We start from the raw sequence: 21534 nt of genomic DNA on the forward strand, positions 1-21534 counted from the left end.
CCCTTGCGCGGTATGATGCCGGACATTACCGTAGGGTCTAAGAGTCCTGTATTGTTTTACCGTCGAGTGACATTGAAAAGGAAATGAAATCAGTGAAAAACGTAACGTTTTGCGGGCAGGTGACGCTTCCTGCCATCGGACAGGGAACATGGTATATGGGCGAGCGCGCGGATCAACGTCAGCGCGAGGTTTCGGCGCTGCGCGCGGGGCTGGATTTGGGGTTACGCCTTATTGATACGGCGGAAATGTATGCCGACGGCGGGGCGGAAAAGGTCGTGGGCGAGGCGCTGGCAGGGCGACGCGATGAGGCATTTCTGGTGTCGAAAGTGTACCCGTGGAACGCTGGCGGCCAGAAGATAGTTGCCGCCTGTGAGGAAAGCCTGCGTCGTCTGAAAACAGATTATCTCGATCTCTATCTATTGCACTGGGCCGGAAACTTTTCATTCGAAGAGACCGTTGAAGGTATGGAGCGGCTAATCGCGCAGGGGAAAATTCGCCGTTGGGGAGTCTCTAATCTTGCTTATGACGATATGCAGGCGCTGTGGCGCATCCCTGGGGGACAGCAATGCGCGACAAATCAGGTGCTCTATCATCTGGCGTCACGCGGTATTGAGTATGATTTATTGCCGTGGTGTCAACAACAGCGAATGCCAGTGATGGCCTATAGCCCGCTGGCGCAGGCTGGCCGATTACGTAGCGGTTTACTGAATCATCCGGTGGTGAATGAAATTGCGCAAGCGCATAACGCTACGGCGGCGCAAATCTTACTGACGTGGGTGATTGCGCATCCGGGCGTGATGGCGATCCCGAAAGCCGGAAGTACAGAACACGTGAAGCAAAATGCAGCGGCGCTTGAGATCGCCTTGTCAGCAAACGAACTTGCCTTACTGGACAACGCCTGGCCTGCGCCAAAAGGGAAAACCGCGTTGGATATGGTGTGACGCCGGATAAAATGTGTAAGTGCCGCCATCCGGCAGGTCATGCCTGATGGCGGCTGACGCCTTCCAGAGCCTATAGCAACGCCGTTATCCATTTACTTTTAGCGTTTAGCGACGCAGATAGTCTGTGCCAGACGAGAGGGTTTTTCTTCTGTGGCTTGTTGCGGCGCAGTAGCATAAGCCGTTTCAACGCAGACAAACGTTTTATAGCCGTCATCCGGCATGTCGCCCATGCTGACGGACAACGCCGGGCCAGGGTTCCAGCCTACGACGTTAAGGTGATGATGGTGGACCACATCAATCGTGCGGTTTAATGTCGCATCGTGGATCACGCTACATGCTTCAGGATTGAGGTAAACGCGATCGGTACGGTCCGGAAAGGTTTGCATACCGTCGGTCAGGACACCTTCTTTAGCGTCGTTAACTTTATCAATAAACCGATCGCCGAGTCCGCTGACCTTAACGTTGGCGATGTCGCCAACGTTAAAATAGCTGTGGAGCGCGGATGTGGTTGCAAACTCGCCATGCGCTTCCAGTTCAATTTCACAGGTTTTGCCCACTTTAAAACGTGCCAGCAGCGTGAAATCGTGCGGCCAGTATTTCCGGGTGGCCTCACTGCTTTGCAGCTCAAATGTCAGCATTACGCCATTATCATCTTCATTATGCGCTTTTAGCGCCCACGGTAGATTACGCGCAAAGCCGTGTGACGGCAGACCCTGTTGAGCCGCAGGTCCAAACCAGGGCCAGCAGATCGGTACGCCGCCGCGTAGCGCCACGCCGGTTTTGAAAGGCGTATTATTACTGAGCCACAATACCTCTTCCTCGCCAACGGGTTTCCAGGAGAGAAGGTGCGCGCCCTGTAATGCAAAAGAGGCTTTAACCTGCGGATGGTCAACGACGATCAGATCCAGGTCATCAAGCTGACGACGGGAAAGGACAGGGGTAAGCTGTTCGATAACCGGGAGGGCAAAAATTTTATTAATCATTACGCAATCCTCTTAACCCTAAATAATTCGAGTTGCATGACAAGGCGCTTGTGCCTTGACCAGTGCTTGCGCTGGCCCGTAGAGGCGGGGCCGCAGGCCGAGTAACGCGGCAAGTGAACGACAAATTCATCGGGAACGAATTTGAACAATCGTAGGTAACCTACGGCCAGGGACATCCCTGATTCATCCCGATAAGTTCGACTTCCGTCAGTGATTCGGGTGAGAAAGCATAGCCAACACACCTGCAACTTGAAGTATGACGGGTATATCTTTAAGCAAAAAAAAGAGCGACCTGAGTCGCTCTTACCAATGACTGTGTCATCTCAACTTATTTGGAGATGTGAGCAATCAGGTCCAGTACTTTGTTGGAGTAACCGGTTTCGTTATCGTACCAGGAGACCAGTTTCACGAAGTTGTCGTTCAGCGCGATGCCTGCTTTAGCATCGAACACGGAAGTGCATACTTCGCCGTTGAAATCGGTAGATACAACGTCGTCTTCGGTGTAACCCAGAACGCCTTTCATTTCGCCTTCGGCAGCAGCTTTAACAGCAGCTTTGATCTGCTCGTAGGTAGCCGCTTTTTCCAGACGAACGGTCAGGTCAACAACGGATACGTTCGGAGTCGGAACGCGGAACGCCATACCAGTCAGTTTGCCATTCAGTTCAGGCAGTACTTTACCTACCGCTTTAGCAGCGCCAGTAGAGGACGGGATGATGTTCTGAGATGCGCCGCGGCCGCCGCGCCAGTCTTTGTGAGACGGGCCGTCAACGGTTTTCTGGGTTGCGGTAGTCGCGTGAACAGTAGTCATCAGACCTTCGATGATGCCGAAGTTGTCGTTGATAACTTTAGCCAGCGGCGCCAGGCAGTTGGTGGTGCAGGAAGCGTTGGAAACGATGTCCTGGCCTTCGTATTTGTCAAAGTTAGCGCCTTTAACAAACATTGGGGTGTTGTCTTTAGACGGACCCGTCAGAACCACTTTTTTCGCGCCAGCGGTGATGTGTTTACGCGCGGTTTCGTCAGTCAGGAAGATACCGGTAGCTTCAGCCACTACGTCAACACCAACTTCGTCCCATTTCAGGTTAGCCGGATCGCGTTCAGCGGTAACACGGATTTTTTTACCGTTAACGATCAGATGACCGTCTTTCACTTCAACAGTACCGTCGAAACGGCCGTGAGTGGAGTCATATTTCAGCATGTATGCCATGTACTCTGCGTCTAACAGGTCGTTGATTGCAACGATCTCGATGTCAGAACGTTTCTGAGCAGCACGGAAAACAATGCGACCGATACGGCCAAAACCGTTGATACCTACTTTGATAGTCATATATTCCACCAGCTATTTGTTAGTGAATAAAAGGTTGCCTGTAAAATTACAAAAACCTTACGCAGCGTCAAGCGGAATCGTGTCAATCATTGCGACAAATCAATCCTCTGCACAACCTTTGCGCGGCTGATTCGCCTCACTCTTCCTTTCGGCTTGAAACCACATGGGGGCGCCGCCCCGAATTTTAAAGGGCAACCGAGATAATAATGTGACATCAGTCACGATTCGTGAGCCGCCATTTCGCAATGATCAAGTTTAGAACAAAAGTTGGTACTGAGGTGTTAATGTTTTGTTAGAATCGGTCAGGCAATGTGAGCACGTTTAAAGTGAGATGTGAGCAAATGGCTAACCAACCTTCAGCAGAAGAACTCAAGAAAAAATTGTCCGAAATGCAATTCTATGTGACGCAGGATCGTGGCACAGAACCGCCATTTACCGGACGCCTGCTACATAATAAACGCGATGGGGTTTATCACTGCCTGGTCTGTGATACGCCGCTTTTTCACTCCCACACCAAATACGATTCAGGCTGCGGCTGGCCTAGCTTTTACCAGCCTGTCAGCGAAGAGGCGATTCGTTACATAGACGATTTTTCTCATGGCATGCAGCGTGTCGAAATTCGTTGCGGTAACTGCGATGCGCATCTCGGACACGTTTTCCCGGATGGTCCGCAGCCAACCGGTGAGCGCTATTGCGTTAACTCGGCCTCGCTGGCCTTTTCTGACGAGAAAAACGGCGATCAACTGAAAGGCTGAAAAAACGATTCAGCAAATTATTCCACAGGAGCGGACACATCATGAATCTTGATGAGATCATTAACAGCATGACGCCGGAAGTGTATCAACGTTTATCCACCGCCGTTGAGCTGGGTAAATGGCCGGATGGCGTGGCGTTGACGCCGGAGCAGAAAGAAAACAGCCTACAGCTGGTGATGCTATGGCAGGCGCGGCACAATACCGAAGCGCAACATATGACGATCGATACTCACGGTCAGATGGTGATGAAAAGCAAGCAGCAGCTCAAAGCGGATTTCGGTATTACGTCAAAGCCGATTGCGACATTGAAAATGCAGTAACGGGGAGCCGGATAAGAGGTAGTCGCCATCCGGTGGTTTAATTGCCAGTGCGTTGTGCTTACCGGGCCTGCTCATTGCTGTCAGGCACAGGCCCGCCATATTTTTACGAATAACGCTTAATGTCCAGCGAGTCCGCCAGCTGTGTCGCTAACTGATTATTGTCATCGGCGGCCTATTCCCGGAACATTGTGCCGGCCAGCCCGCGCTTTTTAATCTGGTCCGCGTTGATCCCCACCGGCGCGGATTTTCATAAGAGAGGGCAAACAGTGCCTTCCCCCGGCAGACTTTACTGTCAGCAGCAGGCCAGGCGTTTGAGTCATACGGATTGGCGTTGAAATACTGCGTGCCATAAGGCCATGTCGTAAGTCATCAGATTGATAAAGTCGAGCTACGGGGCTATAGCTTTCACGTCCAGCCAGCTTTTCGGATTTTCCGCATTCGTGCCGACGGCGAGGGTGACCCGCTTTTGGGGCTCATTAGCTGACGAAGCGCTTTTAAATGCGACGTTAACCGAATATTCCCAGTCAAGAGCGATCCCATCGAGACCATATTTGTCGACAATCTTCTGCGCCGGTTTAATAAACACCGCGCGGGCTTCTTTAACGATCCTTTTTGACATTTAACACAGAAACACGCCACAGAATTGGGTGGCGAAAAAATAACCGCAGCAGATTAGCGTCTTCATCCCTAGAAACCTGCGCAGGCGTTCACGCCGTCTTTCGCGATACGGCTTCCATCTTTTTGGTTTTATCGCCGTTTATTTCGTTGAGTTTGTGATCTTGGTTGGCAAATACAGATCATTATCTGTGTTTTAAAGATTTATCGTTGACCTTAAAGATTTTATGGATAAGTATGATGAGCATTGATGCACACCAAACACAAAGGAAGATGCAATGAAAGCACTGGCGAGATTTGGCAAGGCCTTTGGCGGCTACAAAATGATTGATGTCCCGGAGCCGGTATGCGGTCCGGAAGACGTGATTATCGAAATCAAAGCGGCGGCGATCTGCGGCGCGGATATGAAGCACTATAACGTTGACAGCGGGTCCGACGAATTTAACTCCGTTCGCGGTCATGAATTCGCCGGACGTATCGCGCGGGTGGGCGAAAAAGTGAAAGACTGGAAAGTCGGCCAGCGCGTGGTTTCTGACAACAGCGGACACGTTTGCGGCGTTTGCCCTGCCTGTGAACAAGGTGATTTTCTGTGTTGTACAGAAAAAGTGAATCTGGGTCTGGATAACAACACCTGGGGCGGTGGATTCTCCAAATACTGCCTGGTTCCGGGAGAAATCCTGAAAATCCATCGCCATGCCCTGTGGGAGATCCCGGAAGGCGTGGATTACGAGGAAGCCGCAGTTCTGGACCCTATCTGCAACGCCTATAAATCTATCGCCCAGCAATCCAAATTTTTACCCGGCCAGGACGTGGTAGTCATCGGCACCGGTCCGTTAGGTCTGTTTTCGGTCCAAATGGCCCGCATTATGGGGGCGGTAAATATCGTGGTGGTTGGTCTGGATGAGGATGTTCCTGTCCGTTTCCCTGTGGCCAAAGAACTCGGCGCGACGGCGTTTGTTAACGGCTCCACGGAAGATGTCGTCGCACGCTGCCGGGAGATTTGCGGCAAAGACAACCTCGGTCTGGTGATCGAATGCTCCGGTGCCAACATTGCGCTTAAACAGGCCATCGACATGCTACGGCCAAATGGTGAAGTGGTTCGCGTCGGTATGGGATTTAAGCCGCTCGATTTCTCCATCAACGACATTACTTCCTGGAACAAAAGCATCATTGGGCATATGGCCTATGACTCCACATCCTGGCGCAATGCGATTCGCCTGCTTGCCAGCGGCGCTATCAAAGTAAAACCGATGATCACCCATCGTATCGGTCTTTCTCAGTGGCGCGAAGGGTTTGACGCAATGGTCGATAAGACAGCCATTAAAGTGATCATGACCTACGACTTTGATGAATAACCCTTCTGCTAAAGGAACGTTATCGCATGGAACAGATAACAAAACCGCACTGCGGCGCCCGGCTGGATCGCCTGCCGGATTGCCGCTGGCATTCATCAATGTTTGCCGTCGTCGCCTTTGGTCTGCTTGTTTGCTGGAGTAATGCCGTCGGCGGATTAATTCTTGCCCAGCTCAAGGAGTTAGGCTGGACCGATAATTCCACGACAGCCACCTTCTCCGCCATTACCACAGCGGGGATGTTTCTCGGCGCGCTGGTGGGCGGCATTATCGGCGATAAAACCGGGCGCAGGAACGCCTTTATTCTTTATGAGGCAATCCATATCGCCGCGATGGTGGTTGGCGCATTCTCACCGAATATGAGCTTTCTGATCGCCTGTCGTTTTGTGATGGGCGTGGGATTAGGGGCACTACTGGTCACCCTGTTTGCTGGTTTTACCGAATATATGCCGGGCAGAAATCGGGGAACCTGGTCGAGTCGTGTTTCGTTTATTGGCAACTGGTCATATCCATTGTGTTCCCTGATTGCAATGGGGCTGACGCCGCTAATTAGCGCGGAATGGAACTGGCGCGTGCAGTTACTGATCCCGGCTGTGCTGTCGCTGATTGCTACTGTGCTTGCCTGGCGATACTTCCCTGAATCTCCCCGCTGGCTGGAATCGCGCGGGCGTTATCAGGAAGCCGAAAAGGTCATGCAGGCCATTGAAGCAGGCGTCGAACGTCAGACAGGAAAACCGCTGCCGCCGGTTATTATTGAAAGCAGCGGCAAGCCGCCGCGTTCCGTACCGTATTCAGCGTTGCTCACTGGCGTATTACTGAAACGCGTTATTTTGGGTTCCTGCGTGCTGATTGCCATGAACGTTGTGCAATACACGTTAATTAACTGGCTGCCCACCATCTTTATGACGCAGGGCATCAACCTCAAAGATTCGATCGTTTTAAATACCATGAGTATGTTCGGCGCACCGTTTGGCATATTTATCGCTATGCTGGTAATGGATAAAATTCCGCGCAAAACCATGGGTGTCGGTTTATTAATTCTGATTGCCGTGCTGGGATATATTTATTCACTGCAAACCAGCATGTTGCTTATCACCTTAATTGGCTTTTTCCTGATTACCTTTGTCTATATGTATGTCTGTTATGCCTCGGCGGTCTATGTGCCGGAGATCTGGCCAACAGAAGCGAAACTTCGCGGTTCCGGCCTGGCGAACGCTGTCGGCAGAATCAGCGGTATCGCTGCCCCCTATGCAGTGGCGGTATTACTCAACGGTTATGGCGTGACGGGCGTTTTCGTCCTGCTGGGCACTGTCTCGATTATCGTCGCTGTTGCAATAGCGACTATCGGAATCGAGACCAGGGGTGTTTCGGTCGAAAGTCTGGGCATTGATAAGGTCACGAGTAAATAAAGGAATAAAAATGAAAAATTCAAAAGCGATATTAAAAACGCCTGGCACCATGACAATTATGGCGGCTGATATTCCAGTACCAAAAGAAAACGAAGTATTGATCAAAGTGGAATATGTCGGTATTTGCGGTTCAGATGTTCACGGTTTTGAATCCGGGCCATTCATTCCGCCGAAGGATCCAAATCAGGAAATTGGTCTCGGTCATGAGTGTGCCGGAACGGTCATTGCGGTCGGCAAGCGGGTAAGCAAATTTAAGCCAGGCGATCGGGTTAATATCGAGCCGGGCGTGCCGTGCGGCCACTGCCGCTATTGTCTGGAAGGAAAATACAATATTTGTCCGGATGTTGATTTTATGGCGACGCAGCCGAATTATCGCGGGGCCTTAACTCACTATCTGTGCCATCCGGAAAGTTTTACGTACAAGCTTCCGGACAATATGGACACTATGGAAGGTGCGCTGGTGGAACCCGCTGCTGTTGGAATGCACGCGGCAATGCTGGCGGATGTTAAACCGGGTAAGAAAATCGTCATTCTCGGCGCGGGCTGCATTGGTTTAATGACCCTGCAAGCGTGTAAGTGTCTGGGGGCGACCAATATCGCGGTAGTAGATGTACTGGAAAAACGGCTGGCAATGGCTGAACGACTGGGAGCGACAACCGTTATCAATGGGGCGAAAGAAGATACTGTCTCGCGCTGCCAGCAGTTCACCGACGATATGGGCGCCGATATTGTGTTTGAAACCGCCGGTTCCGCCGTCACAACTCAGCAAGCGCCGTATCTGGTCATGCGCGGCGGGAAGATCATGATTGTCGGCACTGTCGCGGGAGATTCAGCGATTAATTTCCTCAAAATTAACCGTGAAGTCTCCATCCAGACGGTATTCCGCTATGCCAACCGCTATCCGGTGACTATTGATGCCATCTCCTCCGGGCGTTTCGATGTGAAATCAATGGTGACGCATATTTACGATTACAAAGACGTGCAACGTGCATTTGAAGAGTCGGTGAATAACAAACGCGACATTATTAAAGGCGTTATTAAAGTTTGCGATTAATAAATAACGGGAGAAACAGCGATGTTGGCAGATATAAAATATTGGGAAAATGATGCACAAAATAAACATTACGCAATTGCGCACTTTAACGTGTGGAATGCGGAAATGTTGATGGGAGTGATTGATGCGGCGGAAGAGGCAAATTCGCCGGTTATTATCTCCTTTGGTACCGGATTTGTGGGCAATACTTCATTTGAAGACTTCTCTCATATGATGGTTTCCATGGCTAAAAAAGCCTCTGTGCCGGTAATTACCCACTGGGATCATGGACGTAGCATGGACATTATCCATAATGCCTGGACGCACGGCATGAACTCGCTGATGCGTGACGCTTCATCCTTTGACTTTGAAGAAAATATTCGCCTGACCAAAGAAGCCGTTGATTTCTTTCATCCGCTGGGTATTCCGGTAGAGGCGGAGTTAGGGCACGTAGGGAACGAAACGGTGTATGAAGAGGCGTTGGCGGGGTATCACTATACCGACCCGGATCAGGCGGCGGAATTTGTAGCGCGCACCGGTTGTGACTCGCTGGCGGTCGCCATCGGCAACCAGCATGGCGTGTACACCTCTGAACCAAAACTGAATTTTGAGGTCGTGGAGCGCGTGCGCCAGGCAGTTTCCGTACCGCTAGTGTTACACGGCGCTTCCGGTATTAGCGACGCGGATATCAAAAAAGCCATTTCGCTGGGCATCTCGAAAATCAATATCCACACCGAACTGTGTCAGGCCGCGATGGTAGCGGTAAAAGAGAATCAGGATCAGCCGTTCCTGCATCTGGAACGCGAAGTACGCAAAGCGGTAAAAGCCCGCGCGCTGGAAAAAATCAAACTGTTTGGTTCAGATGGTAAAGCGGAATGATGATATGGACGAAATCGAAGTTCTTTGCATAGGGGCGGCCATTGTTGACATTCCTTTGCAACCGGTTAGTAAAAATATCTTTGATGTCGATTCGTATCCATTAGAACGAATTGCCATGACCACAGGGGGAGATGCGATTAATGAAGCCACGATTATTTCGCGTCTCGGGCATCGCACTGCGCTAATGAGTCGCGTTGGCGACGATGCGGCAGGGTATTTTATTCTCGACCACTGTCGGAAGGAGAATATCGATATTCAGAGCCTGAAGCAGGATGCTGATATTGATACCTCAATTAATGTTGGGCTGGTGACTGATGATGGTGAGCGCACCTTTGTCACTAACCGTAACGGCAGCCTGTGGAAGCTAAATATTAACGATGTCGATTTTGACCGTTTTTCTCAGGCCAGGCTGTTATCACTGGCAAGTATCTTTAACAGCCCGCTGCTGGATGGCAAAGCATTAACGGCTATTTTTACGCAGGCGAAAGCGCATCAACTGATTATCTGCGCTGACATGATCAAACCGCGGCTGAATGAAACTCTGGACGATATTCGCGAAGCGCTAAGTTTTGTCGATTATCTGTTTCCTAATATTGATGAAGCCAAAAAACTGACCGGGAAAGAGACGCTGGATGATATTGCCGATTGTTTTTTGCAATGTGGCGTAAAAACGGTGGTGATTAAAACTGGCAAGAAAGGCTGCTTTATCAAACGTGCCGATATAAAAATGGAAGTGCCTGCGGTGTCAGGCATTACCGCCATCGACACTATTGGCGCCGGCGATAATTTTGCATCGGGATTTATCGCCGCGCTGCTGGAGGGAAAAACGCTGCGTGAATGCGCACGGTTCGCCAATGCGACGGCCGCGATATCGGTACTCAGCGTGGGCGCCACAACGGGCGTGAAAAACAGAATGCTAGTGGAACAACTCCTGAATGAATACGAAGGGTAATAGCGGCAGATGAAAATGATACCTTTAGGTAATACAGATATAGCGCTTTCCCGTATGGGACTCGGCACCTGGGCTATCGGCGGCGGCCCGGCATGGAATGGCAACCTCGATATGCAGGTCTGCATCGATACTATCGTTGAGGCGCACCGTTGCGGTATTAACCTGATTGATACGGCGCCGGGCTATAACTTTGGTAATAGCGAAGTGATTGTCGGCCAGGCGTTGAAAAAATTACCGCGTAACGAGATGGTGGTGGAGACCAAATGCGGGATCGTCTGGGAGCGGGAAGGGAGCCTGTTCAATAAAGTTGGCGATCGCCAGCTCTATAAAAATCTTTCTCCGGACTCTATTCGTAAAGAAGTCGATGCCAGTCTCCAGCGACTAGGGATTGATTATATCGATATCTATATGACCCACTGGCAGTCGGTACAGCCGTTTTTTACGCCGATTGCGGAAACCGTTGGCGTGCTCAATGAGCTGAAAGCAGAGGGGAAAATCCGTTCTATCGGGGCGGCGAATGTAGATGTCAGCCATATCCGCGAATACCTTAAACATGGCGAGCTGGACATCATACAGGCGAAATACAGCATTCTTGACCGGGCGCTGGAAACGGAGCTGCTGCCGTTATGCCGCGAGCACGGCATCGTGGTACAGATTTATTCGCCACTGGAGCAGGGATTGTTAACCGGCACCATTACCCGTGACTATGTTCCCGGCGGGGCGCGAGCGAATAAACTCTGGTTCCAGCGTGAGAATATGTTGCGGGTCATTGATATGCTGGAGCAGTGGCAGCCATTGTGTGACAAATACCATTGCTCTGTCCCGACGTTGGCTCTGGCGTGGATATTGCGACAAAGCGAACTGATTTCGATACTTAGCGGCGCCACGTCGCCGGAGCAGGTACGAGAGAATATCGCTGCGCTGTCCATCACCTTAACAGATGACGATGCGTTATTGATGAGACAAATGGCGGAAGCACTGGACAATCCATAAGCAATACATTACACCTCTTTTTTGGCGAAATGCAGATAAAATCTGTTATTCAAACGGCTTATTTTGAAAGTAAACATAGTCTGTGAGATACTCAACGTTTATCATGACGTCGAAAACAGAGGTGTAATCGTGGCGGCGAAAGACAGGATTCAGGCGATCAAACAGATGGTCGCTAATGATAAAAAAGTAACAGTCTCTAACTTGAGTTCAATTTTTCAGGTAACCGAAGAGACAATTCGACGCGATCTGGAAAAACTCGAAGATGAAGGCTTTTTGACTCGAACTTATGGCGGTGCGGTATTAAATTCGGCAGTGCTGGCTGACAATATCCATTTTTATAAGCGTGCAAAATCGTTCTATGAAGAGAAGCAAATTATAGCCCGTAATACGCTTCCGTTTATTAAAAACAAAACAACGATGGCCGCCGATTCCAGCAGTACGGTAATGGAATTGCTAAAACTTCTGAAAGACCGAAATGATCTTACTTTGTTAACTAATTCAGCGGAAGCTTTCCATGAACTGGCGCAATCGGATATTAATCTTGTTTCTACGGGCGGTGAGTTAAATAAAAATACGCTATCGCTGCAGGGGCGTATCACTAAAGAAATAATCAGCCGTTATCATGTTGATATTATGGTAATGAGTTGTAAAGGGCTGGATATGGCGAGCGGGGCGCTTGATTCTAACGAGGCGGAGGCTGAAATCAAAAAAACGATGATTCGCCAGGCCACAGAGGTGGCGTTATTGGTGGACCACTCAAAATTTGATCGTAAAGCGTTCGTGCGGTTGGTCGATTTTAGTCATATCCATTACCTGATAACGAATAAAACGCCAGGTGATGAATGGATCGCATTTTGCGATAAAAATAATATCCAGCTTGTCTATTAATCGATAGATTACCCTTGCCTGGATTGTTTTCGCCTGGACTATGCCAAAAAAAACGGCAGATGATAGCAAGTGCGGCAAATACCCCTTTGCCGCGAGACAATAATTTATTATTTTGCTGCGTTAGAGGCCATCCAGATGGAAGACAATGATCATATCGGCGCCAGACTAGACCGCTTACCTTTATCCCGGTTTCATTTTCGTATTTTTGGAATAATTAGTTTTGGCCTGCTATTAACGGGGTTTTTGAGTTATTCAGGAAATGTGGTTCTGGCCAAATTGATAAACAATGGCTGGTCGAATAATTATCTTAATGCCGCGTTCACATCGGCACTGATGCTTGGCTATTTTATTGGTTCGCTTACCGGCGGTTTTATTGGGGATTACCTGGGGCGTCGAAAAGCGTTTCGCATCAATTTGTTGCTTGTGGGCATCTCCGCAACGGCTGCCGCATTTGTTCCCAATATGTACTGGCTGATTTTCTTTCGTTGTCTGATGGGGACAGGCATGGGGGCATTGATTATGGTTGGATATGCTTCTTTTACCGAGTTTATCCCTCCCGTTGTACGAGGAAAATGGTCCGCGCGTCTCTCTTTTGTAGGGAACTGGTCACCGATGCTGTCTGCGGGGATTGGCGTAGTGGTCATTGCGTTTTTAAGCTGGCGGATGATGTTTCTTCTTGGCGGGATAGGGATGCTGCTGGCGTGGTCTCTTTCAGGAAAGTACTTTATCGAATCGCCCAGGTGGTTAGCAGGTAAAGGGCGGCAACGCGAGGCTGAACAACAGCTTCTCATGATTGAATCGCAAATAGAAAAAGAAAAAAGTATTATTTTGCCGCCGCATCAGGAAAGCAATAAATCCATGGAATCGCGCTTTGAAAACGGTACATTCTGGCTCTTATTCAAAGGACAAATGCTGCGGCGCACGTTAGTGGCGATCACTGTATTGATTGCAATGAACATTTCGCTTTATACCATTACGGTATGGATCCCGACAATTTTTGTTAATTCAGGAATTGATGTTACAAAGTCTATTTTCATGACCGCCATCATTATGATTGGCGCGCCAGTGGGCATATTTATCGCCGCGCTCATTATTGACCATTTCCCCAGACGGTTATTTGGTTCGCTGTTGCTTATCGTTATTGCGGTAGTAGGGTATTTTTACTCAATACAGACTGAGGAATGGGCCATTCTGGTTTATGGACTGGTAATGATTTCCTTTCTGTATATGTACGTCTGCTTTGCCTCGGCGGTTTACGTTCCCGAATTATGGCCTACGCACCTTAGACTACGTGGATCGGGTTTTGTGAATGCGGTAGGGCGGATCGTCGCTGTCTTTACCCCCTACGGTGTGGCGGTTTTGCTGACCCGCTATGGATCTGTCACCGTTTTTGTTGTGCTGGGTATGCTGCTGGCGGCGTGCGCGCTGATATTATTTTGTTTTGGCATTGAAACGAGAAGAGTTTCGTTAGAAGCGCTCTCCAGCCTGCGTTGAGCTTTGCCTGGTAGCGACGCTGGCGTGACGTATCCGGCCCACAGATCTATGCAATGGTCTCACCGTTGCGTGATGTATTGACCGGATACGATACCTGCTCCGCTACCTGGCGACAGCCTGGCCCTGCGTCTCTTCCCAGTCTGCCAGCGTATACAGCGTCGCGCCTGCCGCCGCCATCTCCATAAACGCGTGTGCGCTATCCTGCGGGTGAATATTCACGCCGCGACAGCCATCGGTGATAACGTTAACGGCATAGCCCAACTCTAGCGCATCCAGCACCGTAAATTTTACGCAGTAATCGGTCGCCAACCCCATCACGATAAGCTCGGTAACGTCATGCTGGCGAAGCCAGGTATCAAGGGTAGTTTTCTGCCGATGTTCGTTGTCAAAAAACGCGCTGTAGCTATCAATCAGCGGGTTTTCACCCTTATAGATGCAGGCGTCAATCGCATGTTGGTTAAGCAGGGGATGTAACGCCGCGCCGTCGGTATGTTGAACGCAGTGATCCGGCCAGAGCGTTTGCGGCAGCCCGTCCAGCTTTCCCTGACTATAGGGTTCCGCCTGATGCTGGCTGGCGAAGCTGCCATGCTGCGCGGGATGCCAGTCCTGGCTGGCCAGCACCGGAATCTGCCGGGGCTGGCACCAGTCAATAAGAGCGTTGGCGATGTCGATGGTGCTGTCGCCTTCCGCTACAGCCAGCGCGCCGCCGGCGCAAAAGTCATTTTGCAAGTCGACCAGTAATAAGGCCCGGTTTGTCATTATCTTCTCCTTGTCGTCGGGATTTTTTAATCATCCGGCGTCAATTCACCACGCAAGTTTTGCGCCATCGCGCTACGAATCGCCTGAGTGTCCAGACCCTGGCTTAACAAATAATGCAGTTTGGTTAAGGTGGCTTCGACGGTCATATCGGCACCGCCAATCACGCCAGCGTGCGCCAGTGCATTACCGGTAGCGTACCCGCCCATATTGACTCGCCCTGACATGCATTGCGTCAGGTTAACCACCACGATGCCGCGCGAACTGGCCTCTTTCAGCTCCTGTAAAAACGCTTTATTTTGCGGCGCGTTGCCTACGCCATAAGAGCGCAGAATCAGCGCTTTTACCGGCTGACGCAGAAAGTTACGTACTACCTCGGCGGAAATCCCCGGATAAATCGTCACTACGCCTATCGGCTGCGGCGTAATAGGGTGAACGATTAATTCACCAGAACCGTAGGGCGCGGGAGGCGTATTTAAACGGCGAATGTGAATTCCAGCTTCCAGCAAGGGCGGCAGATTAGGAGAGGCAAAAGCGTCAAAACCATCCGCATGGGCTTTGGTTGTGCGATTGCCGCGGAACAGACGATTATTAAAAAACAGCGTTACTTCATTAACAGGATAGTTGGCGGCGACATAAAGCGCATTCAGCAAATTAATTTGCCCGTCGGAGCGCAGCTCAGCCAGCGGAATTTGTGACCCTGTCACAATGATCGGTTTACCCAGATTTTCCAGCATGAAAGAGAGCGCCGATGCGGTAAACGCCATCGTGTCGGTGCCGTGCAGAATAACAAAACCGTCATACTCATCGTAGTGCGCTTTGATATCTGCAGCGATATGCTGCCAGTCTTCCGGCGTCATATCTGATGAATCCATCAACGGGGCATATTCATGGATGGTAAAATCCGGCATCTCCGGGCGGTGGAATTCCGGCATCAGCGCCAGCTGGCGCTGAAGGTGCCCGGACACCGGGATATACCCTTTATCTGAGCGCTGCATACCGATAGTACCGCCGGTATAGGCAACGTAAATTGATTTCTTTTGCATGATAATGTTCAGTCGTGTCGCGAAGGACGTATTAATGATTATCGGATGGCGGCTATGAGCAGACGCCGCCATCCGGTATGGCTATTGATGAAGCATTAGCGAACGTTCGCGCAAGTCAAACAGAACGCATAACGGTTTTGCGGATCGTTAAATGCCGCCAGTTTATCCCCCTCGGCCTTCACCGTGTTGGCGGCAGAAACGAGCGGCGCCGGGAGCATCGCCTGAATGGCCTCCGGCAGCATGGCGCGCACTGATCCGGTCATACTGTCCATGACCATATCAAGGACCGTCGGTTCGTCCTGATAATAATCAAGATGCCACTGTTTCAGTTTCGCCAGCTCCGCCGCTTTGGCGACGGCGTCGTCAAAGTCGCCGAGACTGTCCACCAGACCATTGGCTTTCGCGTCTTCTCCGGTCCAGACATGGCCTTGTGCGATTTTATCAATCTGCTCCGGCGTACGCTTACGCGCGTCTGCCACCAGCGTGATAAAGCGTTTGTAGCCGTACTCAATACTGAGTTGCATCATCTGCTGCACTTCCGGTGACAGCGCTTTGGTCATCGAAATATCCGCCAGCGGCGAGGTGGAAACGCCGTCGCTGTGTACGCCAATCGACGACAGGCTGTTTTCTACCGTATTGATGACGCCGAAGATGCCAATTGAACCCGTCAGCGTGCTGGGGCTGGCCACGATATAGTTTGCCGGCGTAGAGATCCAGTAACCGCCGGAGGCCGCCATGCCGCCCATTGAGACCACCACCGGTTTGCCGGCCGCTTTTGCCGCCGCCAGTTCGGCGCGGATAACTTCGGAGGCGTTGACGCTCCCGCCTGGGCTATTGACGCGCAGCACAATCGCTTTCACTTTAGGATCAAGACGTGCGTCGCGGATCTGCGATGCCGTAGTGTCGCCGCCGACATTCCCTGGCGTTTCTTCGCCATCCATAATCGCGCCATTGGCGAAAATAACCGCAATAGTACCGCCGGTATCCGCAGGCGTTTTCAGCGAATAATCGTAATAGCTGATCGCGCGATAGTTATTTTCAGTTTTGCTCCAGCCAAACTGCTTCGTCAGCGCTTTTTCAACATCTGCGCTGGAGGCGAGGGCGTCCACCAGTTTATGGTCGAGCGCATATTTGGCGGTGTCGCCGCCCACGCTGGTTAACCCGTCGATAATAGCCTGCGCGCCGGGGAAGAGTTGTTGCGGCGAAATCTGGCGATTGGCGGAAACGGTATGCAGGTAGTTCTGCCACAGTTCGCCTATCCAGCGGCTGTCGGCCTCGCGGGCGGCGGGCGACATATCGTCGCGGATAAACGGCTCGACGGCGGATTTATAGGTGCCGACCCGGAAAACGTGGGTAGAGACTTTCAGCTTATCCAGCAGCGTTTTGTAGTACAGGCCATTCGTAGCGAAGCCGTGAAGATCTACCTGACCCTGTGGGGAAAGCCAAATTTTATTGGCGAAACTGGCGAGGTAATACTGACCCTGGCTGTAGTTTTCACCCACGGCAAAAATCGGTTTGCCGCTGTCGCGGAATTCGCGCAGCGCTTTACCGATATAGCGCATTGACGGCTGATCGGCGCCGGTGAAGTTTTTCAGATCCAGAACGATACCTGTGATGTTACGGTCATCTTTCGCCTGACGAATAGCGTTGACGATGTCAAACAGGGAGTTTTCCTGCAGACGGTCGGAGCTGGCGCCAAATAACTGGCGACCCAGCGCGCCCAGACGGTGATTGGTGGACGGTTTATCCACAATGACGCCGGAAATATCCAGCAGCAGAGCGCCGCGCGCGGTTTGCTCACTGTTGCTGCCGTTACCGATCTGCATCCAGATCCCAACGCCCACCAGGACCAGAAAAATAAAAAACAGGTTGAGTACCATTTCACGGACGAAGTTCAACACTCGCCACGTCCATTTAAAAAATCCGGCAATAAATCGCCACAGGGTTCGCATGTATTCTCCCTATCTGAGTAACAACGCTTATACCTTGGTGAGGATAAAGCATTAAGATGTGGCTATCGTAATGACCCATCAGGCAGTTGTCAGCAGGAATCACTGCCTGCGCTGTAACAAAATCCGCTCCCGTGTTAATTTTGTGAATAAATATCATTGCTGGAGTTAATCAAATGGATGCACTAGAACTGCTGGTCAACCGTCGTAGCGCCTCTCGTCTCGCAGAACCGGTGCCTGTCGGAGAGCAATTACAGAACATTCTGCGGGCGGGAATGCGTGTTCCCGATCATAAATCTCTACAGCCGTGGCGTTTTTTTGTGATTGAAGGAGAGGGGCGCGACCGCTTCAGCGCCGTGCTTGAACAAGGCGCTGTCGCTGCCGGGGGCGATGAGAAAGCGATCGAAAAAGCGCGTAATGCGCCGTTTCGCGCGCCGCTGATCATTACCGTGGTGGCGAAATGCGAAGAAAACCATAAGGTTCCGATGTGGGAACAGGAGATGTCTGCCGGATGCGCGGTGATGGCGATGCAAATGGCGGCGATTGCGCAAGGGTTTAATGGTATCTGGCGTAGCGGTGCATTAACGGAGAGCGCTATCGTGCGGGAAGCCTTTGAGTGCCGCCCTCAGGATAAAATTGTTGGTTTTCTCTATCTCGGCACGCCGCAGCTCAAAGCGTCAACGACGATCAGTACCCCCGACCCCACGCCGTTTGTGCGTTATTTCTGACGCTGAGGGATAAAACTGTCTGGATTCTGAGCAAAGGCGCGGTAATTCAGACAGTGATACTTACCACATCAGGGAATGAGCGCTACCATAGCGCGAATGCAATGACAGGAGATGTCCATGAGCGAGCAAGCCATTCGTTTAACGCAATACAGCCACGGCGCTGGTTGCGGTTGTAAAATTTCCCCTAAAGTGCTGGAGACTATCCTGCATAGCGAGCAGGCGAAGTTCGTCGACCCGAACCTGCTGGTGGGTAATGAAACCCGCGATGATGCGGCGGTTTACGATCTGGGTAATGGCACCAGTATTATCAGCACCACCGACTTCTTTATGCCGATAGTCGACAACCCGTTTGATTTTGGCCGCATTGCGGCAACAAACGCCATCAGCGATATTTTTGCGATGGGCGGCAAACCGATTATGGCGATCGCGATCCTTGGCTGGCCGATTAATACCCTGTCGCCCGATATTGCGCGTGAAGTGACCGAGGGGGGGCGCTTTGCCTGCCGTCAGGCCGGTATCGCGCTGGCGGGCGGACACTCGATTGACGCCCCGGAGCCGATCTTTGGTCTCGCGGTCACAGGCGTAGTGCCGACCGAACGGATGAAGAAAAACAGTACCGCGCAGGCGGGATGCAAACTCTTTCTGACCAAACCGTTGGGGATTGGCGTGTTGACCACCGCCGAGAAAAAATCGCTGCTTAAACCTGAACATCAGGGGCTGGCGACGGAAGTCATGTGTCGGATGAACGTTGCTGGCGCGGCGTTTGCCAATATCGATGGCGTAAAAGCCATGACTGACGTTACCGGTTTTGGCCTGCTGGGGCACCTGAGCGAGATGTGCCAGGGCGCAGGCGTGCAGGCGCTACTTTGCTATCAGGACATCCCTAAACTGCCGGGCGTGGAAGAGTATATTGCTCTGGGCGCCGTACCGGGCGGCACAGAGCGCAACTTCGCCAGCTATGGTCATCTGATGGGCGACATGTCGCGTGAAGTTCGTAGCCTGCTGTGCGATCCGCAAACGTCAGGCGGTCTGTTGTTGGCGGTAACGCCGGACGCCGAAGACGATGTTAAAGCCACTGCGGCGGAATTTGGTATCGATCTGACCGCGATTGGTGAACTGGTCGAGGCCCGCGGCGGTCGCGCTATGGTTGAGATTCGTTAACCTGATGCGGTTGTTTATTGCCGAAAAACCGAGTCTGGGGCGCGCCATTGCGGATGTGCTGCCAAAACCGCACCGTAAAGGCGATGGTTTTATTGAGTGCGGAAATGGGCAGGTCGTCACCTGGTGTATTGGTCATTTGCTGGAACAGGCGCAGCCGGATGCGTATGACAGCCGTTATGCGCGCTGGAATTTGGCTGACCTGCCTATCGTGCCGGAAAAATGGCAGCTTCAGCCTCGTCCTTCCGTCACCAAACAGCTCAATGTGATTAAGCGCTTTTTGCATCAAGCCGGTGAAATTATTCACGCCGGCGACCCGGATCGCGAAGGGCAGCTTCTGGTTGATGAAGTGCTGGATTATCTCCAGCTTCCTGCCGAAAAGCGCCAGCAGGTGCGGCGTTGTCTGATAAACGACCTTAACCCGCAGGCGGTCGAGCGTGCTATTGACAGGCTGCGAGCGAACAGCGACTTCGTGCCGCTGTGCGTCTCCGCGCTGGCGCGAGCGCGAGCGGACTGGCTGTATGGCATTAATATGACCCGCGCTTACACGATCCTGGGCCGGAATGCCGGCTATCAGGGCGTGTTATCCGTGGGACGCGTGCAGACGCCGGTACTGGGGCTGGTGGTGCGGCGAGACGAAGAGATTGAGAACTTCGTCGCCAAAGACTTCTTTGAAGTAAAGGCGCACATCGTTACGCCTGCCGACGAGCGTTTTACCGCTATCTGGCAGCCGAGCGAGGCGTGCGAACCTTATCAGGATGAAGAGGGGCGCTTGCTTCATCGTCCGCTGGCGGAGCATGTAGTGAACCGAATCAACGGTCAGCCCGCGCTGGTAACCAGTTATAATGATAAACGGGAATCAGAATCCGCGCCGCTGCCGTTTTCGCTCTCGACGCTACAGATTGAAGCCGCTAAACGTTTTGGCCTGAGCGCGCAAAACGTGCTTGATATTTGTCAGAAGCTCTATGAAACCCACAAACTGATTACCTATCCGCGTTCCGACTGCCGTTATCTGCCGGAAGAACACTTTGCCGGACGGCAGGCGGTCATGAACGCGATTAGCGTCCACGCCCCGGATTTACTGCCGCAGCCTGTGGTTAATCCTGATACGCGCAATCGCTGCTGGGATGACAAAAAAGTGGATGCGCACCACGCGATTATCCCGACGGCGCGCAGTTCTTCTGTCCATCTGACGGAAAACGAAGCGAAAGTGTACACCCTGATTGCGCGTCAGTATCTGATGCAGTTCTGCCCGGACGCGGTGTTTCGTAAATGCGTTATTGAACTGGAAATCGCCAAAGGAAAATTTGTCGCCAAAGCGCGTTTTCTGGCGGAGGCCGGTTGGCGGACGTTACTGGGCAGTAAAGAGCGCGACGAGGAAAACGACGGTACGCCGCTGCCGGTTGTCGCCAAAGGTGATGAGTTGCTGTGTGAAAAGGGGGAAGTGGTCGAGCGCCAAACCCAGCCGCCGCGTCATTTCACCGATGCGACATTGCTTTCCGCGATGACCGGAATTGCCCGCTTCGTGCAGGATAAAGATCTGAAAAAGATCCTGCGCGCGACCGATGGGCTGGGGACGGAAGCCACGCGCGCCGGGATTATCGAACTGCTGTTCAAACGTAGCTTTCTGACCAAAAAAGGGCGCTACATTCATTCTACCGATGCTGGCAAAGCGTTAATACATTCGCTGCCGGAGATGGCGGCCCGTCCAGATATGACCGCGCACTGGGAATCTGTTTTGACGCAAATCAGCGAAAAGCAGTGCCGTTATCAGGATTTTATGCAACCGCTGGTCGGCACGTTATATCAGCTGATCGATCAGGCTAAGCGCACGCCGGTGAAGCGCTTCAGAGGGATAGTCGCGCCAGGCGGTGGAGAAAAGAAAAAGAGCGCGCCGCGTAAGCGAGCGGGCAAAAAAAGCCCGCCTGCTGAGGAGACAGGCCGTCAGACCGAATAAGC

General features: G+C 51.7%; 19 protein-coding genes and 1 pseudogene. 14 read left to right on the forward strand and 6 right to left on the reverse strand.

Features of this window, described 5'->3' with window-relative positions; genetic code table 11:
• Nucleotides 1–83: 83 nt before the first annotated feature.
• Nucleotides 84–941: an aldo/keto reductase gene (locus ACLJRH_RS11905; RefSeq protein WP_000843744.1), complete on the forward strand. Its 858-nt coding sequence runs from the start codon at nt 84–86 to the stop codon at nt 939–941.
• Nucleotides 942–1039: 98 nt separating this feature from the next.
• Here ACLJRH_RS11905 and ACLJRH_RS11910 read toward each other — a convergent pair whose 3' ends face one another.
• Both ACLJRH_RS11910 and gapA read right to left on the reverse strand, forming a co-directional pair.
• Entirely contained in the window at nt 1040–1924 is an 885-nt protein-coding gene (locus ACLJRH_RS11910) for a D-hexose-6-phosphate mutarotase (RefSeq protein WP_000608663.1), read from the reverse strand.
• Between the two features lie 328 nt (nt 1925–2252).
• Nucleotides 2253–3248: a glyceraldehyde-3-phosphate dehydrogenase gene (gene gapA / locus ACLJRH_RS11915; RefSeq protein ID WP_000153505.1), complete on the reverse strand. Its 996-nt coding sequence runs from the start codon at nt 3246–3248 to the stop codon at nt 2253–2255.
• A gap of 341 nt (nt 3249–3589) precedes the next feature.
• On the opposite strand from gapA, the gene msrB reads away from it, so the two are divergent.
• Nucleotides 3590–4003: a peptide-methionine (R)-S-oxide reductase MsrB gene (gene msrB / locus ACLJRH_RS11920; protein ID WP_001519539.1), complete on the forward strand. Its 414-nt coding sequence runs from the start codon at nt 3590–3592 to the stop codon at nt 4001–4003.
• Between the two features lie 41 nt (nt 4004–4044).
• On the forward strand, nt 4045–4323 hold the full coding sequence (locus tag ACLJRH_RS11925; RefSeq protein ID WP_001046864.1) for a YeaC family protein: 279 nt from the start codon (nt 4045–4047) through the stop codon (nt 4321–4323).
• Between the two features lie 103 nt (nt 4324–4426).
• On the opposite strand, the pseudogene ACLJRH_RS11930 reads toward ACLJRH_RS11925, so the two are convergent.
• Nucleotides 4427–4921: pseudogene (locus ACLJRH_RS11930) on the reverse strand (glycosyl hydrolase family 18 protein); the annotation flags it as partial.
• A gap of 295 nt (nt 4922–5216) precedes the next feature.
• On the opposite strand from ACLJRH_RS11930, the gene ACLJRH_RS11935 reads away from it, so the two are divergent.
• The 8 genes from ACLJRH_RS11935 to ACLJRH_RS11970 all read left to right on the forward strand — a co-directional run bounded on the left by ACLJRH_RS11935 (nt 5217) and on the right by ACLJRH_RS11970 (nt 13938).
• Nucleotides 5217–6293, forward strand: a complete 1077-nt coding sequence (locus ACLJRH_RS11935) for a zinc-binding dehydrogenase (RefSeq protein ID WP_000645184.1) — start codon at nt 5217–5219, stop codon at nt 6291–6293.
• Between the two features lie 26 nt (nt 6294–6319).
• Nucleotides 6320–7699, forward strand: coding sequence for an MFS transporter (locus ACLJRH_RS11940; RefSeq protein WP_023136860.1), 1380 nt, complete (start codon nt 6320–6322; stop codon nt 7697–7699).
• Between the two features lie 10 nt (nt 7700–7709).
• Nucleotides 7710–8753, forward strand: a complete 1044-nt coding sequence (locus ACLJRH_RS11945; RefSeq protein ID WP_023136859.1) for an NAD(P)-dependent alcohol dehydrogenase — start codon at nt 7710–7712, stop codon at nt 8751–8753.
• A 21-nt stretch (nt 8754–8774) separates the two neighbouring features.
• On the forward strand, nt 8775–9611 hold the full coding sequence (locus tag ACLJRH_RS11950; RefSeq protein ID WP_000878870.1) for a ketose-bisphosphate aldolase: 837 nt from the start codon (nt 8775–8777) through the stop codon (nt 9609–9611).
• A gap of 4 nt (nt 9612–9615) precedes the next feature.
• A complete protein-coding gene (locus tag ACLJRH_RS11955; RefSeq protein ID WP_023136858.1) occupies nt 9616–10563 on the forward strand; it encodes a sugar kinase in 948 nt (315 codons plus the stop codon).
• Nucleotides 10564–10572: 9 nt separating this feature from the next.
• Entirely contained in the window at nt 10573–11556 is a 984-nt protein-coding gene (locus ACLJRH_RS11960; protein ID WP_023136857.1) for an aldo/keto reductase, read from the forward strand.
• 129 nt (nt 11557–11685) lie between these two features.
• Nucleotides 11686–12444 (forward strand): DeoR/GlpR family DNA-binding transcription regulator, encoded by a 759-nt coding sequence (locus ACLJRH_RS11965; protein WP_000719104.1) that lies wholly within the window; start codon nt 11686–11688, stop codon nt 12442–12444.
• Between the two features lie 135 nt (nt 12445–12579).
• A complete protein-coding gene (locus tag ACLJRH_RS11970) occupies nt 12580–13938 on the forward strand; it encodes an MFS transporter (RefSeq protein ID WP_023223196.1) in 1359 nt (452 codons plus the stop codon).
• Nucleotides 13939–14040: 102 nt separating this feature from the next.
• On the opposite strand, the gene pncA is transcribed toward ACLJRH_RS11970, so the two are convergent.
• From pncA to sppA, 3 genes are all read right to left on the reverse strand, one after another.
• On the reverse strand, nt 14041–14697 hold the full coding sequence (pncA, locus tag ACLJRH_RS11975) for a bifunctional nicotinamidase/pyrazinamidase (RefSeq protein ID WP_023136855.1): 657 nt from the start codon (nt 14695–14697) through the stop codon (nt 14041–14043).
• A 26-nt stretch (nt 14698–14723) separates the two neighbouring features.
• Complete coding sequence (gene ansA, locus ACLJRH_RS11980; RefSeq protein WP_023136854.1) at nt 14724–15740, reverse strand: asparaginase; 1017 nt, start codon at nt 15738–15740, stop codon at nt 14724–14726.
• A gap of 95 nt (nt 15741–15835) precedes the next feature.
• Entirely contained in the window at nt 15836–17692 is a 1857-nt protein-coding gene (gene sppA / locus ACLJRH_RS11985) for a signal peptide peptidase SppA (RefSeq protein ID WP_001259865.1), read from the reverse strand.
• 173 nt (nt 17693–17865) lie between these two features.
• Here sppA and ACLJRH_RS11990 point away from each other — a divergent pair, with 173 nt between their 5' ends.
• From ACLJRH_RS11990 to topB, 3 genes are all read left to right on the forward strand, one after another.
• Complete coding sequence (locus ACLJRH_RS11990) at nt 17866–18417, forward strand: NAD(P)H nitroreductase (RefSeq protein ID WP_023136851.1); 552 nt, start codon at nt 17866–17868, stop codon at nt 18415–18417.
• Between the two features lie 117 nt (nt 18418–18534).
• Nucleotides 18535–19578: a selenide, water dikinase SelD gene (gene selD, locus ACLJRH_RS11995; protein ID WP_023136850.1), complete on the forward strand. Its 1044-nt coding sequence runs from the start codon at nt 18535–18537 to the stop codon at nt 19576–19578.
• A 4-nt stretch (nt 19579–19582) separates the two neighbouring features.
• The gene (gene topB, locus ACLJRH_RS12000; protein ID WP_001235863.1) at nt 19583–21532 is read left to right on the forward strand and encodes a DNA topoisomerase III; all 1950 of its coding nucleotides are present in this window, start codon (nt 19583–19585) and stop codon (nt 21530–21532) included.
• Nucleotides 21533–21534 lie beyond the last annotated feature (2 nt).

The sequence above is a fragment of the Salmonella sp. SAL04162 genome (genome assembly GCF_046551535.1).
GTDB classification, from domain to species: Bacteria; Pseudomonadota; Gammaproteobacteria; order Enterobacterales; family Enterobacteriaceae; genus Salmonella; species Salmonella enterica.